This is a genomic window from Blautia sp. AF32-4BH (assembly GCF_003460565.1).
GTDB lineage: Bacteria > Bacillota > Clostridia > Lachnospirales > Lachnospiraceae > Fusicatenibacter > Fusicatenibacter saccharivorans.
The window spans coordinates 26,286-40,668 of the sequence record NZ_QTVL01000001.1 but is presented as its reverse complement, the minus strand read 5'-3'; the positions used below and the strand labels follow the sequence as shown (position 1 = coordinate 40,668).

The window sequence follows — 14,383 nt, the reverse complement described above, 5'->3', positions numbered from 1 at the left end:
AAATTCAAGTCAACTGCAGCAACATTTTCGCATATGTTTTTCCATAGGAATCAGTAAAAAGGAGCACCGCATGCGCGTTGTAGATCTCCGCCAGAAAGAAGTTATCAATATCTGCACCTGCAAAACGCTCGGCTGTCCGATTGATGTGGAATTCAATCCAAAAACGGGACATCTTACCGGACTCGTTCTTCCGGGTCCTGTGAAATTCTGCGGCTTTTTCTGCCACGGCGAGGATTTTGTGATCCCATGGGACCGCATCTGCCAGATCGGCAACGATATCATTCTCGTCGAAATTCCGGAAAAAGAGAAAAAACAGCCCTGATCAACGGATATGAAAACCGAATTCCGATTCCAGCGGAATCTTCGTCCATTTTGCATCCGTGATTTCGATGTAGCTGGAGGTGCGGATCCTTTTGATCATCTCCGTGATCGTCTCCTCATCACCCTGCACCTCCATCTCCACCGTCTCATCCCAGCAGTTTCTCACCCAGCCTGTCAGCCCGAGCTGGTAGGCAGCATAATACGCCCGGTAACGGAACCCCACGCCCTGCACCTGGCCGTAGAAAATCACATGGTACCGGATTTCTTCTTTTTCGTCTCTTCTGTCTCGTTTCGCTGTCTCGTTCATATTTCTCTGCCTCCCAACAGTCATTGCCTAAAATTCGTCTGCCGTCGCACAGTACAGCGGAAGCGGGAACCAGTCGGATGGAATGTTCTTCCAGATTTCAGATGGAACCTTGCTTCCCTTACTTGCCAGCGGTGAAAGAAGCAGTTCCTGCGCCTGCTCCCGGTTGAGTACATCTGCCCCCGGATGGGCTTCCCGTGTCACGGTCACAGTTCCATCTTTTACCGTCACGGTCAGCGGCTGTCCCTCCAGTACGGCAGACCACGTTCCATCGCTGATGCCCATCGTCTCTGCTTTCATGGTCAGCATTGCCTCGATGACGTCTGCAAATTGGAAAATACGGTACATCGCGGAACCGCAGCGCTCTTTTGTGAAGCTTTCGCAGACTTCCGATAACGCTGCTGCTTTTCCGGTCTCATACACCGGAATGGAAATGAAAAGAGAGTCAAGCGCATTTTCTTTTAAATAAGCGGCAAGTGCAGGAACGAAATCCTGTTCCTCCAACACTTCTGCTTCCACAACCTGGTTTCCGCCGCAAAGTGCCAGATATCCGATCCGCTCACCGTTTTTCCAGATTGCAATTGCCTGCTCGCCGAACGTTTTCAGGCAGGCTTTCACATCCTCTCTTACCACGTAAAGCGGTTTTTCCTCATTCAGCTTCTTTGCAAAGGCTGCCGCCTCTTCGTCCGCTTCGCCGTTTTCCGGAAACAGCGGCGCAAAGGTGTAAGCGGAGAGTTCCCCGTTTTTCCAGGTATGGCGCACATTTGCCACATCCAGGTAAAACGTGTATTTTTCACTTCCCGGCGTAAAGCCAAAGTAGGCATACCGCTGTCTCTGGCCGTCCAGTGCCAGAAGATCACACGTTCCTTCCAGATCCGTAATCCAGTCGCCAAGAAGACGCTTCATGTGGCCTTCGCCCCTTGCCTTTGGATGCACGGAAACGCTTCCCACATATCCTGCGCGGAGCAGCTTACCCCCTGCTGCCATTTGCTGCGGAAGCACCGCAATCTCGGCCCGGAGTCTGCCGTTTTCCGCAACAGCGACGCGGTGGATCCGTGCCATTTCCGGTCCTGCCTGATAAACCCTTGGAATTAACTGCTCAAAGTCGTGCGGACGGTGTGCCGTGCTGAACACGTAGTTTGCAAGTTCGATGCAGTCCTCCCACTCTTCCGGCTTTGCAAGTCTGTACTCTGTCATAATGTAAAAACCTCCTGATCCTAAAAACCCTTTTGTTTTTGCTCTTCTTTTTCTCTATCCTAACGGATTTTTGTCCTTTTGTCACGAAAATTCCGAACAAATTGCAATATTTTTGCTATATCTGGTAAAAAAAAGAAACGCGCCCGGAAATTTTCATTCCAGGCGCGTTTCCCTTTTCTCAACGTTTCCTGTTTTACTGGATTCCTTTTACGGTGTAATCCTGTGCCTCTACGGCTGTTTTCAGCACATCGTCTGATACAGGAGCTGTCAGTGTTACAACGGCTGTTCCTTTTTCATGGCTTACTTCTGCGGATGCAACACCCTCGATTGCCTCAAGTGTTTTCTTCACTCTTGCCTCGCAGTGGCCGCACATCATGCCCTCGATTGTCATGGTTTTTACCATTCCCTGTTCTGTTGTCATGTTCAGATCCTCCTTTAGAATTTCGTTTTTGATTCTTTTATCTTTTGACGCGTCGTGCATCCGAAACAGATTCAGACGCAGGGCGTTTGTCACAACGCAGAAGCTCGAAAGGCTCATCGCCGCCGCACCGAACATCGGGTTCAGCTTCCAGCCGAACAGCGGGATCCATACGCCCGCAGCCAGCGGAATACCGATGATATTGTAAATGAAGGCCCAGAACAAATTCTCGTGAATGTTCCTGAGGGTCGCACGGCTTAAGCGGATCGCTGCCGGTACATCGGAGAGGCGGCTCTTCATCAGGACAACGTCTGCCGCATCGATCGCGATATCGGTTCCTGCTCCGATGGCAATACCGATATCCGCACTGGTCAGAGCCGGTGCATCGTTGATGCCGTCTCCTACCATCGCTACTTTTCCTTTTTCTTTCAGGCGGCTGATGACCGCTTCTTTTCCATCCGGCAGAACGCCTGCGATGACTTCGTCCACACCTGCCTCAGCGCCGATGGCACGCGCGGTGCGCTCATTGTCTCCGGTCAGCATCACGACACGGATTCCCATATTCTGCAGCTCTTTCACCGCACGCGGGCTGTCCTCTTTGATGACATCCGCAACCGCGATCATACCGAGCATCTTTCCGTCTTCACTGAAGAACAGCGGTGTCTTTCCTTCTTCGGAAAGTTTTGCTGCCTGCTCTTCCATCTGTTTCGAGAGAACCGCTTTTTTCGTAATCAGTGCGCGGTTGCCTCCGCAGAGCTCTTTTCCGTTCCGTTTTGCCACAAGGCCGTTTCCAGGAAGCGCAGAGAAATCACTGACTTCTTCGCGGGCCAGGCCTTTTTCCTCTGCAAGTGCAAGAATCGCACGGGCCAGCGGATGCTCACTTTTCTGCTCCAGTGCAAAGGCACCTTTTAAAAGCTCCTCCTCACTTACACCGTCCGCCGGGACAAGATCGGTTACCTGCGGCTCTCCGCTTGTGATGGTTCCAGTCTTATCGAGTGCAACGATCTGTGTTTTTCCTGTCTCCTCGAGAGAAACTGCGGTTTTGAACATCGTTCCGTGTTTTGCTCCCATTCCGTTTCCGACCATGATCGCAACCGGTGTTGCAAGGCCGAGCGCACACGGGCAGCTGATAACGAGAACGGAAATACCTCTTGCAAGAGCAAAGCTGACGCTCTCTCCTGCAAACAGCCAGATCACAATCGTAGCAAGTGCAATGCAGATAACGGCCGGCACAAAAATACCGGAAACTTTATCGGCCACTTTGGCGATCGGCGCTTTTGTCGCTGCCGCATCGCTGACCATCTGAATGATCTGGGAGAGTGTTGTGTCTTCTCCGACTCTCGTCGCCTCACAGGTCAGGAAACCGGACTGGTTTAAGGTCGCCGCCGATACGCGGTCGCCGGCCTCTTTATCCACCGGAATACTCTCGCCAGTCAGCGCGGATTCGTTGACGGCACTCGTTCCCTCCAGGACAACGCCGTCCACCGGAATATTTTCGCCCGGGCGGACGATGAAATGATCGCCCTTTTTCACCTGATCAATGCCGACTTCCACTTCTTTTCCGTCTCTTAAGAGAACGGCGGTCTTCGGAGCCAGCTTCATCAGACTCTTTAACGCATCGGTCGTTTTTCCTTTGGAAATCGACTCCAGCATTTTTCCGACGGTAATCAGGGTCAGAATCATGGCTGCGGACTCGAAGTAAAATTCATGCATATAGCTCATGACTGCATCCATGTCCCCCTGTACCTGCGCTCCCGTCATGGCAAACAGGGCGTAGACGCTGTATACAAACGATGCGGTAGAACCAAGCGCTACCAGCGTGTCCATGTTCGGTGCTTTATGCCAGAGACTCTTGAAACCGCTGATAAAGAATTTCTGGTTGATGACCATGACCGCAATGGTAAGCAGGAGCTGTACCAGTCCCATTGCGATGTGATTTCCTTCAAAGAATTTCGGCAGCGGCCATCCCCACATCATATGGCCCATGGAGAAATACATGAGCGGAATCAAAAGAAGAACGGAGCTCAACAGACGGCGTTTCATGACCGGTGTTTCCTTGTCTTTCAGCATCTCTTCGTATTCTGCTGTGGAAGCCGACTGTGATGTGCTTCCCTTCTCGCCTTTTTTCGACGCACCGTAGCCTGCATTTTCCACGGCGGCAATAATCTCTGCCGGGGAGGCCGTTCCCTCCACGCCCATGGAATTTGTCAGAAGGCTGACTGCGCAGGATGTGACACCGGGTACCTTTGACACGGCTTTTTCGACACGGGTCTGGCAGGCGGCGCAGCTCATGCCGGTTACATTGTACTGTTCCATCGTATGTCTTCCTTTCTGTAGTTCTGGATTTTCTATTTCATATACCCTAATGGGGTATCTTGTTTTCTTCTACACTATATACCCTGTCCGGGTATTTTGCAAGTGTTTTTTCAAAAAATTTCCACTTCTCTTCTGCCATCCCCCGCACAATCCGGCCGGACCATCCTCAGAAATCCCTTGACAACCCGGCGCATGTATTTTATATTGAAGCAATCATGGATGATTTTTTCTTCTTCATCCTTCGGAGGTTTTTATGATTACATATGATTATTATCGCATTTTTTACTTCGTAGCACAATATCACAGCTTTACAAAAGCCGCGGAAATTCTGAAAAACAACCAGCCCAACATCACACGGTGCATGAACAATCTGGAAAGTGAGCTTGGCTGCAAACTTTTTATCCGTTCCCACCAGGGTGTCACACTGACAGCGGAGGGCGAAAAGGTGTATGAGCGTGTGGCCGTTGCCTACGAACAGCTCCGCACGGTTGAGGAGGAGCTGGCTCTTGAGCGGTCTCTTGAGAGCGGCCTTATCACAATCGGTGCGAGCGAGACGGCACTTCGTCTGATGCTGCTCTCCCGCCTGGAGCACTTCCACACCCGCTATCCGCACGTCCGCCTGCGCATCTCCAACCACTCGACGCCGCAGGCCATCCAGGCGCTCGAAAACGGTCTGGTCGACTTCGCAGTCGTCACAAGCCCGGTGGAAATCCGCAAACCGCTGCACAAGATCCCGATTTTCCCATTCCAGGAAATTCTGATCGGCGGATCGAAATATGCATCCCTTTCCGCAGAGCCGCATCATCTCGGCGAATTGTCAGAATATCCTTTTATCTCGCTTGCCAAAGACACCGGCACGCGGGAGCTGTACGCCGAGTACTTTCTGAATCACAACCTCGCCTTCCACCCCGATATGGAGGCGGCGACAACGGATCAGATTCTTCCTATGGTCGAGTATAACCTCGGCATCGGATTTTATCCGGAGGAGCTGGCACGCGATGCCTTAAAGAGCCGTACCGTCTGTCGGATTCCGCTCATCGAGGAGGCCCCCAAACGTGAAATCTGTCTTATCATCAACCCGCGGCAGCACCAGAACGCGGCGGCAAAAGAGCTGATCGAGGAGCTTCTGGAACGCGTATAAGATTTTATGAACTTTTGTTTGAAACAGAAAAAGACCCTGTCTACCGGCGGACGGAACATCGCTGCTCCATCCTTCCCGTATACAGGGTCTCTTTTTTATTTATGCCTGCTGTCCGGCAATCTGCTCTTTTTTATGCGGCATGGCAAATACCATCGCCGTGTAGGAAAGCATTGCGCCTGTGATGTAGAAGAACATCAGAAATCCGCTCCGGTTCAGCACAGCGATGCGGACAATTCCAATCCAGAAACCGACGTTGGACGCCAGGGAGAACACACGCGCAAACATCATGTTTTTCTCCTCACCCTTTGCCAGGCGGACGATCAGCAGCAGCATGGCCGCTGAAAAGAATAGTGTCATACAGCACTCCAGAAATACTTCCATTTTTTCAGCCTTCTTTCTTCACTCTCTCTTATTTCTCAGCGGTACTTTTCCAGTGACATCAGAAGGAAGCTCACCAGAAGAAGTCCGCAGGAAATCCAGATTACATGGATTCCATACAGCATGGAGAACACGCCTCCGATTCCGGCGCCGATGGCGAAAGCCAGAATCACGCCGAAATAGTATCCGGCCTGACGGAGCTGTTCTTTTTTCTTATCCCGCATATACATAGACAGCGCTGCGGTTCCGCTTCGCAGGTTTCCGATGCACATGGTGCTTGCATACGAATAACCGCCGACCTTGCGGAAGGTCTGTACCTGAATCGCGCACGCAAACGATACAAGCATCGCCGCGAGCATATTATAAGAAGACGGAATAAATCCGACGATCGCAAGGATCACAATTTCCGCCGCGAGAAGTACCTGCCGCCAGTGCAGCCTCTTTGCATACCGGTAATGCTCCTGGAAATTTTCTGCCAGAAATACACCCATCGCAAAAAAGAGGATCGGGAAGAGATACCGAAGACCTGCCGTAAAGTTTCCTTCCAGAAAGTTCTGGCTCATCAGCACAACGTTTCCCGTCTGGGCATTTGAGAATACTTCATCTCTGCAATTGTACGTGTAGGCATCCTGAAAACCGCCGGACAGCGCCAGAAACATACTGTTGATAAATGCTTCCGACATCTGATTTTCCGAGAGCAGGCGTCCTACAAGGCTTGCTTTCTTTTCCATAAATTTTCCCTTTCTTTCAACAGACGGCCCGGCTTTTTGGTGCCTGCCGTTTTGCTTCCCTTATTATAACCGCCCGCTTTTTGAGATGGAAAAACGGATATCGTATTATGCTCATATATTTTTCATATGACTATATTGATTTAAAATCATTTTAATATGATACACCGTAAAAAAAGGAGAAATTTTGTCACTTTGCACAAACAAAATTTCTCCCTTTTTGTAAATTGTCTTTATTGTTCTAAAATTTTCTTACTTTCTTCCTCTCTGTTTCTCACTCTGCTCGCGGTGGTACTGCAGCGTGTAGAGCTGGTAATATCTTCCCTGCGCTGTTAAAAGCTCCTGATGCGTTCCATGCTCCACGATTTTTCCGTGGGACAGTACGATAATCTCATCCGCATGCTGGATCGTCGAAAGACGGTGCGCTACGATCAGCATCGTTCCGATGTTCTTCATCTTTTCCATGGAATCCTGGATCAGAAGCTCGGTTTCGGTGTCGATGTTCGCCGTCGCCTCGTCAAGGATCATGACCGAAGGCTTATGGATGATGGTACGCGCAAACGAGAGAAGCTGGCGCTGTCCGGCGGAGAAGTTGTTTCCTCTCTCCCGCACCGGCTCGTCGAGGCCGTAATCCAGCTTGTTGATAAACTGGTCAGCATTCACGTAATGGCAGACGTCCATGATCTCTTCATCGGAAATCCCCTCCTCGCGGAGAATAATGTTGCTACGGATCGTTCCCGAGAACAGGAAGACATCCTGCAGCATCTGGCCGAATTTTTTCCGCAGGGAATCGATCTTGATCTTTCGGATGTCGATGCCGTCGATCAGAATCTCACCCTTCTGGAACTCGTAGTTCCGGCAGATCAGGGAAAGAATCGTCGATTTTCCGGAACCGGTGGAACCCACAAATGCGATTGTCTCTTTCGGGTTGACGTGGAATGAAACGCCTTTTAACACCCACTCGCCCGGGATATAGGAAAACCATACGTCGCGGAACTCAATTTCGCCCCTGATGTCGGTAAGCTCGATCGCATCCGGCGCATCCTGCATTTTTGGCTCGAGATCCAGAATCGAGAATACTTTCTCGGCGGATGCAAATGCGGACTGCAGCCAGTTGAACTGCTCCGCCAGGTTCTGGATCGGGTTGAAGAATTTTGAAATATACATGTAAAAGCTGACGATCATACCGCTGGTAAGCGTCTGGCCGAGGAACGACGTTCCCTCCAGATAGCCCTTGCCGCCTAAATACAAAAGGCAGAGCACGGAGCTGATATACAGCATGTAGACGAGCGGACGGAAAATACCAAACACGAAAATCTGCTCCTGCTGTGCGCGGCCGAGTGCGTTGCTCTTGTCGGTAAACTCGCGCATCTTGGCATCCTCGCGATTGAAGATCTGTGTGATTTTCATACCGGAAAGGTTCTCCGACAGATACGTGTTGATGTCCGTAGTACAGTCTTTTACTTTCCGGTGTGCTCTTCGCGAGAATTTGCGGAAAATAATCGAGAACAGCATGATAAACGGCACGAAGCAGAGCACCATCAGCGTCAGCTCATAGTTCAGAAACAGCATCGCAATCAGAATACCGATGATCACGAAGAAGTTCTTCAGAAGATTGACCAGAAGGTTGGTGAACATCAGCGAAATCGCGTTCGTATCGTTTGTCGTTCTCGTGACAAGCTTTCCGACCGGAATCTCATTTAACTGCTCGTGGGAAAGGCGCTCGATGTGGACGAACAGATCCTCCCTCATATTGGAAATAATTTTCTGACCCGTCTTCTGCAGAATCACGGCCTGGAAATACGTGCACGCCATCGAGACAAGAAGGATTGCCGCATAGCCCGCTACCCACAGAAACAGGGCATTCAGCGCGAATTTTCCAACGACGAGCTCCTCAATTTTGCCGACGATCAGCGGCGAAATGATATCGTACGCGATCGAAAACAGCATCAGAAAACCAACAACGATAAACTGGCGGTAAAACGGCTTTGCGTAATCCATCAGACGCTGCATGATTTCACTGTCTTTCATGTTCCGCTCAAAGCCGGTTTCTTTTTCTCCATCTTTCACTACAAACGCGGCCACAATCAGCAGGGTGGAAATCACGCCGATGATCGCGCCGACCCAGAGAATCGGATAATAATTGTGCATTTCTACTCCTCCCCCGCTTCCTCTTCAAGTTTCTGCAGATCGACCATCTTGCGGTACGCCGTGCAGGTCCGGTACAGATCCTCGTGTTTTCCGACTGCATGGACTTCTCCGTCCTCGACGAACACGATCTTGTCCATCTGCTCCACCGTTGAAATCCGGTGTGCGATCAGAATTGTCGTCAGTCCCTCACGTTTTTTGAGATTGTCGAGAATCGTGCGCTCTGTTTTGGTATCGACCGCAGAGACGGAATCGTCGAGAATCAGAATCGGTGCGTGTTTCATCAGCGCACGCGCAATCGAGATTCGCTGCTTCTGTCCGCCGGAAACCGTCACACCGCGCTCGCCAAGAACGGTGCGGTAGCCCTCTTTGAACTCTGCGATATTGTCATGGACATCGGACATCATCGCCGCATCCTCAATGGCCTCCTGGTTTTCGTCATCAAAGGCGAAGGAAATATTGCCGGAAATCGTGTCGGAGAACAGGAAGTTGTCCTGCGGCACGTAGGCACAGCCCTCACGCACGGAGTGAATGGAAACGGTGTTGACATCGTGGTCATCAATAAACAGCATTCCGTCCGGCACGTTGTAGGTGCGGAGCAGCAGATCGACGATGGTCGTTTTTCCGGAACCGGTCTTTCCGACGATGCCGACACTCTCGCCCGGCTCAATGGTAAACGATACGTTTTTCAGCACATCGTACTCCCCGTCCGGATAGCGGAAGGTCAGATTGCGGAACTCGATTTTTCCATGGATGAACGGCAGATCCTGCACACCGCCGCGGTCCTTCACATCGACTTTTGCGTCAAGCAGTTCCGTAATACGATTTAAGGACGCTTTTCCACGGGATGTCTTCTCAATCAGCATGGAGACCGCCATGATCGGCCATACAACGGCCGAGAAATAGCCGATATACTCGACAAGCTGGCCGGCGTCGAAGCTTCCGCAGTAAACGAGATAGCCGCCGTAGCCTAAGATTACGCAGATGACGGACTCGACGAACAGCGTTACCATAATGTTCAGCAGTGTGGAAATTTTGGTATATTCTACGTTGATGTCCTCGTTCTCGCGGTTCAGTCTGCGGAACATCATCAGCTCTTTCGTCTCTTTGACGAATGCTTTGATGACAGCAAGACCGGAATAGTTTTCCTGCGCGAAATCGGACAGCTCGGAAAAGGCCGCCTGGCGCTCTTCCCACTTTTTCATCAGGTATTTGCCGAGCGTTGTGCCGGCGGCCATCAGAAATGCCATCGGGATCATGGAAAGGCCGGTCAGGAAGTGGTTCATGCGCCACATTTTGATCACGGCAAGCAGGCCTAAAAACAGCGCATCGCAGAACATCAGAATACCGTCGCCGAAGCACTCCTGCACGGTATCGAGATCGTTCGTGTAAAGACTCATCAGGTTTCCGACTTTGTTGACCTGATAATACTCCTGGGACAGCTCCTTGCTGTGCGCGAACATGCAGGTACGAAGATCGGTCACCACGCGGATCGCGGAGCCGAAAAAGCAGACTCGCCACAGGAAACGGCCGACTACCATGACGATAATGGTAATAATCATGGGCCGGCAGACCTGATCCAGCAGAAATTCCATATCAAACACCGCCGCCTGGCCGTTGACCAGAACAGGGTCGCCGTTCATGCCGTTGATGACCATGCGGTACAGCTCCGGTATGAAAAGCTGGAAATAATCTACGAGAATCAGCGCTGCAAGACCGAGAATCAGAATGGGCGCATTCTTCAGGTAGTATTTGTTAATGTACTTTCCAAATATCATATATTTTCTCCCTCTTTTTGTTTTTGCCATTGTCTGCTATGATCTTTCTGACCATAACAGTCCTTCCCTTTTCCAAAGCGTTTTCGCCCCGGAATGCCTCCTTTCTTCTCCTGCATTTCACAGCTCCGATGCAATTTTAACAGAGATAAACAGAAGGAACTGGACTTTGAAAAATCCAATTCCTTCTGTTCCAATTCACATTCCTGCTCCAAAAGCGTTCCGCTTCTTCTTTGCAGGACACCGTTGTCCTGTGAATGTTTGTTCTATTTTTTAGTATACGGTTCTTTTTCTCTCCCGTCAAGCATTTCACGCGTTTTTCTGTTTTCTTTTTTATTTTTTGCCGTTTTCCGCTTTTTTTGCGCAAAATCTGCGCATTCCGGTTAAAACAGCCAAAAGAAGAAAAAGGCTGACGCCAAGTGTGATCCACCACGTTCTGGTCACGGCTGCAATCAGATATCCCACCAGGCAGACACACGCCGTAACGGCCGCATACTGCATCTGCGTCGATACGTGGTTCAGATGGTTGCTCTGCGCACCCGCACTTGACATAACCGTCGTATCCGAGATCGGCGAAATATGGTCACCGCAGACCGCCCCTGCCAGGACGGCGGATACCGAGATAATCATCATCTCCAGATTTGTTCCGGCGGCGAACATGCCCGTTGCAATCGGCACAAGAATCGCGAACGTTCCCCAGGAGGTTCCCGTCGAAAAGGAAAGGAACACCGCCACGGCGAACAGCACCACCGGGATAAAAATACTTGCGGATGCATGGTCTCCCACGACGCTTCCGACAAACTGGGCCAGGCCCATCGCATCACCGACGCCTTTTAAGGTCCACGCAAAGACGAGAATCGTAACCGCCGGAACCATCAGCTTGAAGCCCTCGGACAGGCTGTCCATAAAGCTCTTGAAGGTGATGACCTTCCGCGGCAGATACAGCGCCATCATAAACAGGATCGTCACGACGGAGGCAAAAATCAGACTCGTCTCTGCATCACATCCTGCGAACGCGGAAATCACATTGTCCGCGCCGCCGAGGAAGCCAGTGTAAACCATCGCTCCAATCGCTGATACAATCAGCACGGCAACTGGGAGCACGAGGTCGATGACTTTTCCGTTCGGATTGACCTCCTGCTCGGAAACCTGCTCAAACTCCTCGCCTCCGGTCGTGAAAAGATCACCTTTGGCGGCATTATCCTCGTGGAGCTTCATCTGACCAAAATCAAAGCCGGTGTAGCAGATGTAAAAGACCATCGCAATTGTAAGGATCGCATACAGGTTATACGGAATTGTCCGCAGAAACAGCTGGAATCCACTGATTCCCGCATCCGCCGGCACATACGAGTTGACGGCTGCCGCCCAGCTTGAGATCGGCGCGATAATACAGATCGGCGCTGCGGTGGAGTCGATGATGTATGCGAGTTTCGCGCGGGAAACCTTGTGGCTGTCCGTGACCGGGCGCATGACAGAGCCGACTGTCAGACAGTTGAAATAGTCATCCACAAAAATCAGAACACCAAGCCCCATCGTTGCCAGAAGCGCACTCCGCTTCGTTTTGATCTTCGTCCCCGCCCATTTTCCATACGCCGCTGAGCCGCCGGATTTCGCCATCAGCACGACAACCATGCCAAGCAGGATATCGAAGATCAGAATGTTGATGTTCATGCTGTTCCGTAAAATTTCAAAGAAGCTTGTGAACGCATCCCACGGATGGAAGCCGGTGTACAAAAGGACACCGACTGCCGATCCGATGAACAGGGAACTGTAAACTTCTTTTGTGACAAATGCAAGCAGAATTGCAAGCAGCGGCGGGACGAGTGCCCACCAGGTTCCGATAAACATTGAACCATTCATGTCGTCTGTTTTCCCTTTCTGCTGTTAAGTTCGTTTACACTTCCGGCGTCACAATTTTTCCAGCTACTGCACATGCTGCCGCTGTCTTTGGAGATGCCAGATAAATTTCAACTTTAGAAGTACCCATTCTTCCAAGAAAGTTTCGGTTGTTCGTTGCTACAACACGCTCGCCGTCAGAGAGGATTCCGCCCGCTCTTCCGCAGCACAGGCCGCATCCCGGATGTGTAATCATGGCGCCTGCCTCTGCCAGTGTATCGAGAATGCCCATTTTGCTTGCCTGCAGATAAATCTTGCGGCTTGCCGGTGTTACGATCAGTTTTACGTAGTCGGCTACTTTTTTGCCTTTTAAAACCTCGGCTGCCGCCTGCAGATCCTCGAGACGGCCGTTCGTACAGGAACCGATGAAGACCTGATCGATCGGGGTTCCCTCGAGAACGCTGGTATCACGGATCTTGTCTACCTGGGACGGGCATGCCATAACCGGCACAAAATCCTCGGCGCGGTAGGTGATGGTGCACAGATATTTTGCATCCTCATCGCCTTTTAAGCTCTTCTGATAGTCATTGAGTTCGATCTCGCAGTATTCTGCGGTCTTCTCATCCGGGGTAAAAAGTGCACATTTGGCACCTGCCTCGATCGCCATGTTGGCAATCGTCATACGGCTTGCCACGGTCATATTTTCTACGGTGCTTCCTGAGAACTCCAGTGCGCGGTACGTTGCGCCGTCTGCACCGAGGTCACCGATCAGACGCAGGATAATGTCTTTTGACATCACATTTTTCGGCAGCTCGCCTTCGATGACAACTTTGATCGTCTCCGGCACTTTGATCCACATCGTACCCGTTCCAAGGATGCTCGCCATCTCTGTGTAGCCGATTCCGGAAGAGAATGCACCGACACAGCCGTATGTCGTCGTGTGGCTGTCGGTTCCGAAAACAACGTCGCCCGGTTTTACGTAACCTGCCTCTGTCATTAACTGATGGCAGATTCCGTCGCTTCTGTGTACGTTTTTCATGCCATATTTCTTTGCAAATTCATCGCCTTTGTGGAAATGTCTCGTATCGTCCACCTGGCTTGTCGGAACGAGGTGGTCGTAGATCAGAACGACTTTATCCGGGTCCCACAGTTTGGTAAAGCCCATCTCCTCGAATTTATCGCCGACAAACGGGATGAAGATATCATGAATCATGACTCTGTCCACGTTGACCGTCACAATGTCGCCCGGTTTTACGTCTTTTCCGGTGTTGTGGCGGATGATTTTTTCAATTACTGTATTGCCCATCGTTTCTTCCTCCCGCTCTTAATCCAATCCGTTGCGCTTGCGCATTGCCTTTACCAGGCCGCCTGCCTGAATGATATCCATCAGGTTCTCCGGCAGAGCTGCGATCGGGTATGTTTTTCCGTTGTAATCAACATGCTCATTCATCTTGACGGTGATGGTGTCGCCCTCTTTGATATCATCGTGCAGATCCGGCTGCTCGATCAGAAGAAGGCCGTTATTGATGGAGTTGCGGAAAAAGATCCGAGCAAAGGATTTCGCGATAACGCAGGAAATGCCGAGCGCCTTGATGATCTCCGGTGCCTGCTCTCTCGAGGAGCCGCAGCCGAAGTTCTTTCCTGCCACGATGATGTCGCCCTTTTCGATCTGTCCGGCCAGTTCCGGGCGGAGCGGGGAAAAGCCGTACTGTTTCATATCGTCAATTGTCTTTAAAGCAAGATACTCGGTCGGGATAATGATATCGGTATCAATATCGTCTCCAAGCACCCATACTTTTCCTGTAAATGCTTCCATATGTT

The 14,383-nt window shown here is 50.9% G+C and carries 12 protein-coding genes; 2 read left to right on the top strand and 10 right to left on the bottom strand.

Going from position 1 to position 14,383, the window contains the following annotated elements; genetic code table 11:
* Positions 1 to 70 precede the first annotated feature (70 nt).
* Entirely contained in the window at positions 71 to 322 is a 252-nt protein-coding gene (locus DWZ44_RS00240; RefSeq protein ID WP_022462511.1) for a YlmC/YmxH family sporulation protein, read from the top strand.
* On the opposite strand, the gene DWZ44_RS00235 is transcribed toward DWZ44_RS00240, so the two are convergent.
* The 3 genes from DWZ44_RS00235 to DWZ44_RS00225 form a co-directional block, all read right to left on the bottom strand.
* Positions 323 to 628, bottom strand: a complete 306-nt coding sequence (locus DWZ44_RS00235; RefSeq protein ID WP_022462510.1) for an acylphosphatase — start codon at positions 626 to 628, stop codon at positions 323 to 325. It lies immediately after the preceding gene.
* Between the two features lie 27 nt (positions 629 to 655).
* Positions 656 to 1,822 carry a GNAT family N-acetyltransferase gene (locus DWZ44_RS00230; protein ID WP_117509120.1) on the bottom strand — a complete coding sequence of 389 codons (1,167 nt, stop codon included), beginning with the start codon at positions 1,820 to 1,822 and terminating at the stop codon, positions 656 to 658.
* A 193-nt stretch (positions 1,823 to 2,015) separates the two neighbouring features.
* Positions 2,016 to 4,556, bottom strand: a complete 2,541-nt coding sequence (locus DWZ44_RS00225; protein ID WP_117509121.1) for a heavy metal translocating P-type ATPase — start codon at positions 4,554 to 4,556, stop codon at positions 2,016 to 2,018.
* Between the two features lie 253 nt (positions 4,557 to 4,809).
* Between DWZ44_RS00225 and DWZ44_RS00220 the strand changes: the two genes are divergently transcribed.
* Positions 4,810 to 5,697 carry a LysR family transcriptional regulator gene (locus DWZ44_RS00220; RefSeq protein WP_117509122.1) on the top strand — a complete coding sequence of 296 codons (888 nt, stop codon included), beginning with the start codon at positions 4,810 to 4,812 and terminating at the stop codon, positions 5,695 to 5,697.
* 99 nt (positions 5,698 to 5,796) lie between these two features.
* Here the strand turns inward: DWZ44_RS00220 and DWZ44_RS00215 are convergent, their stop codons facing one another.
* From DWZ44_RS00215 to DWZ44_RS00185, 7 genes are all read right to left on the bottom strand, one after another.
* Positions 5,797 to 6,078, bottom strand: coding sequence for a hypothetical protein (locus tag DWZ44_RS00215; RefSeq protein WP_022462506.1), 282 nt, complete (start codon positions 6,076 to 6,078; stop codon positions 5,797 to 5,799).
* Positions 6,079 to 6,113: 35 nt separating this feature from the next.
* A complete protein-coding gene (locus tag DWZ44_RS00210) occupies positions 6,114 to 6,806 on the bottom strand; it encodes a YoaK family protein (protein WP_242991102.1) in 693 nt (230 codons plus the stop codon).
* A gap of 249 nt (positions 6,807 to 7,055) precedes the next feature.
* The gene (locus DWZ44_RS00205) at positions 7,056 to 8,954 is read right to left on the bottom strand and encodes an ABC transporter ATP-binding protein (protein ID WP_117509123.1); all 1,899 of its coding nucleotides are present in this window, start codon (positions 8,952 to 8,954) and stop codon (positions 7,056 to 7,058) included.
* 2 nt (positions 8,955 to 8,956) lie between these two features.
* A complete protein-coding gene (locus DWZ44_RS00200) occupies positions 8,957 to 10,729 on the bottom strand; it encodes an ABC transporter ATP-binding protein (protein WP_158554957.1) in 1,773 nt (590 codons plus the stop codon).
* 330 nt (positions 10,730 to 11,059) lie between these two features.
* A complete protein-coding gene (locus DWZ44_RS00195) occupies positions 11,060 to 12,586 on the bottom strand; it encodes a Na+/H+ antiporter NhaC family protein (RefSeq protein ID WP_117509125.1) in 1,527 nt (508 codons plus the stop codon).
* Between the two features lie 34 nt (positions 12,587 to 12,620).
* Positions 12,621 to 13,868, bottom strand: a complete 1,248-nt coding sequence (locus DWZ44_RS00190; protein WP_117509126.1) for a 3-isopropylmalate dehydratase large subunit — start codon at positions 13,866 to 13,868, stop codon at positions 12,621 to 12,623.
* 18 nt (positions 13,869 to 13,886) lie between these two features.
* Positions 13,887 to 14,378: a LeuD/DmdB family oxidoreductase small subunit gene (locus DWZ44_RS00185; RefSeq protein WP_022462500.1), complete on the bottom strand. Its 492-nt coding sequence runs from the start codon at positions 14,376 to 14,378 to the stop codon at positions 13,887 to 13,889.
* Positions 14,379 to 14,383 lie beyond the last annotated feature (5 nt).

Coding starts and splice junctions, on each gene's coding strand:
- DWZ44_RS00220 (WP_117509122.1), top strand. CDS start 4,810: ATGATTACATATGATTATTATCGCATTTTTTACTTCGTAGCACAATAT.
- DWZ44_RS00240 (WP_022462511.1), top strand. CDS start 71: ATGCGCGTTGTAGATCTCCGCCAGAAAGAAGTTATCAATATCTGCACC.
- DWZ44_RS00205 (WP_117509123.1), bottom strand. CDS start 8,954: ATGCACAATTATTATCCGATTCTCTGGGTCGGCGCGATCATCGGCGTG.
- DWZ44_RS00190 (WP_117509126.1), bottom strand. CDS start 13,868: ATGGGCAATACAGTAATTGAAAAAATCATCCGCCACAACACCGGAAAA.
- DWZ44_RS00235 (WP_022462510.1), bottom strand. CDS start 628: ATGAACGAGACAGCGAAACGAGACAGAAGAGACGAAAAAGAAGAAATC.
- DWZ44_RS00200 (WP_158554957.1), bottom strand. CDS start 10,729: ATGATATTTGGAAAGTACATTAACAAATACTACCTGAAGAATGCGCCC.
- DWZ44_RS00210 (WP_242991102.1), bottom strand. CDS start 6,806: ATGGAAAAGAAAGCAAGCCTTGTAGGACGCCTGCTCTCGGAAAATCAG.
- DWZ44_RS00230 (WP_117509120.1), bottom strand. CDS start 1,822: ATGACAGAGTACAGACTTGCAAAGCCGGAAGAGTGGGAGGACTGCATC.
- DWZ44_RS00185 (WP_022462500.1), bottom strand. CDS start 14,378: ATGGAAGCATTTACAGGAAAAGTATGGGTGCTTGGAGACGATATTGAT.
- DWZ44_RS00215 (WP_022462506.1), bottom strand. CDS start 6,078: ATGGAAGTATTTCTGGAGTGCTGTATGACACTATTCTTTTCAGCGGCC.
- DWZ44_RS00225 (WP_117509121.1), bottom strand. CDS start 4,556: ATGGAACAGTACAATGTAACCGGCATGAGCTGCGCCGCCTGCCAGACC.
- DWZ44_RS00195 (WP_117509125.1), bottom strand. CDS start 12,586: ATGAATGGTTCAATGTTTATCGGAACCTGGTGGGCACTCGTCCCGCCG.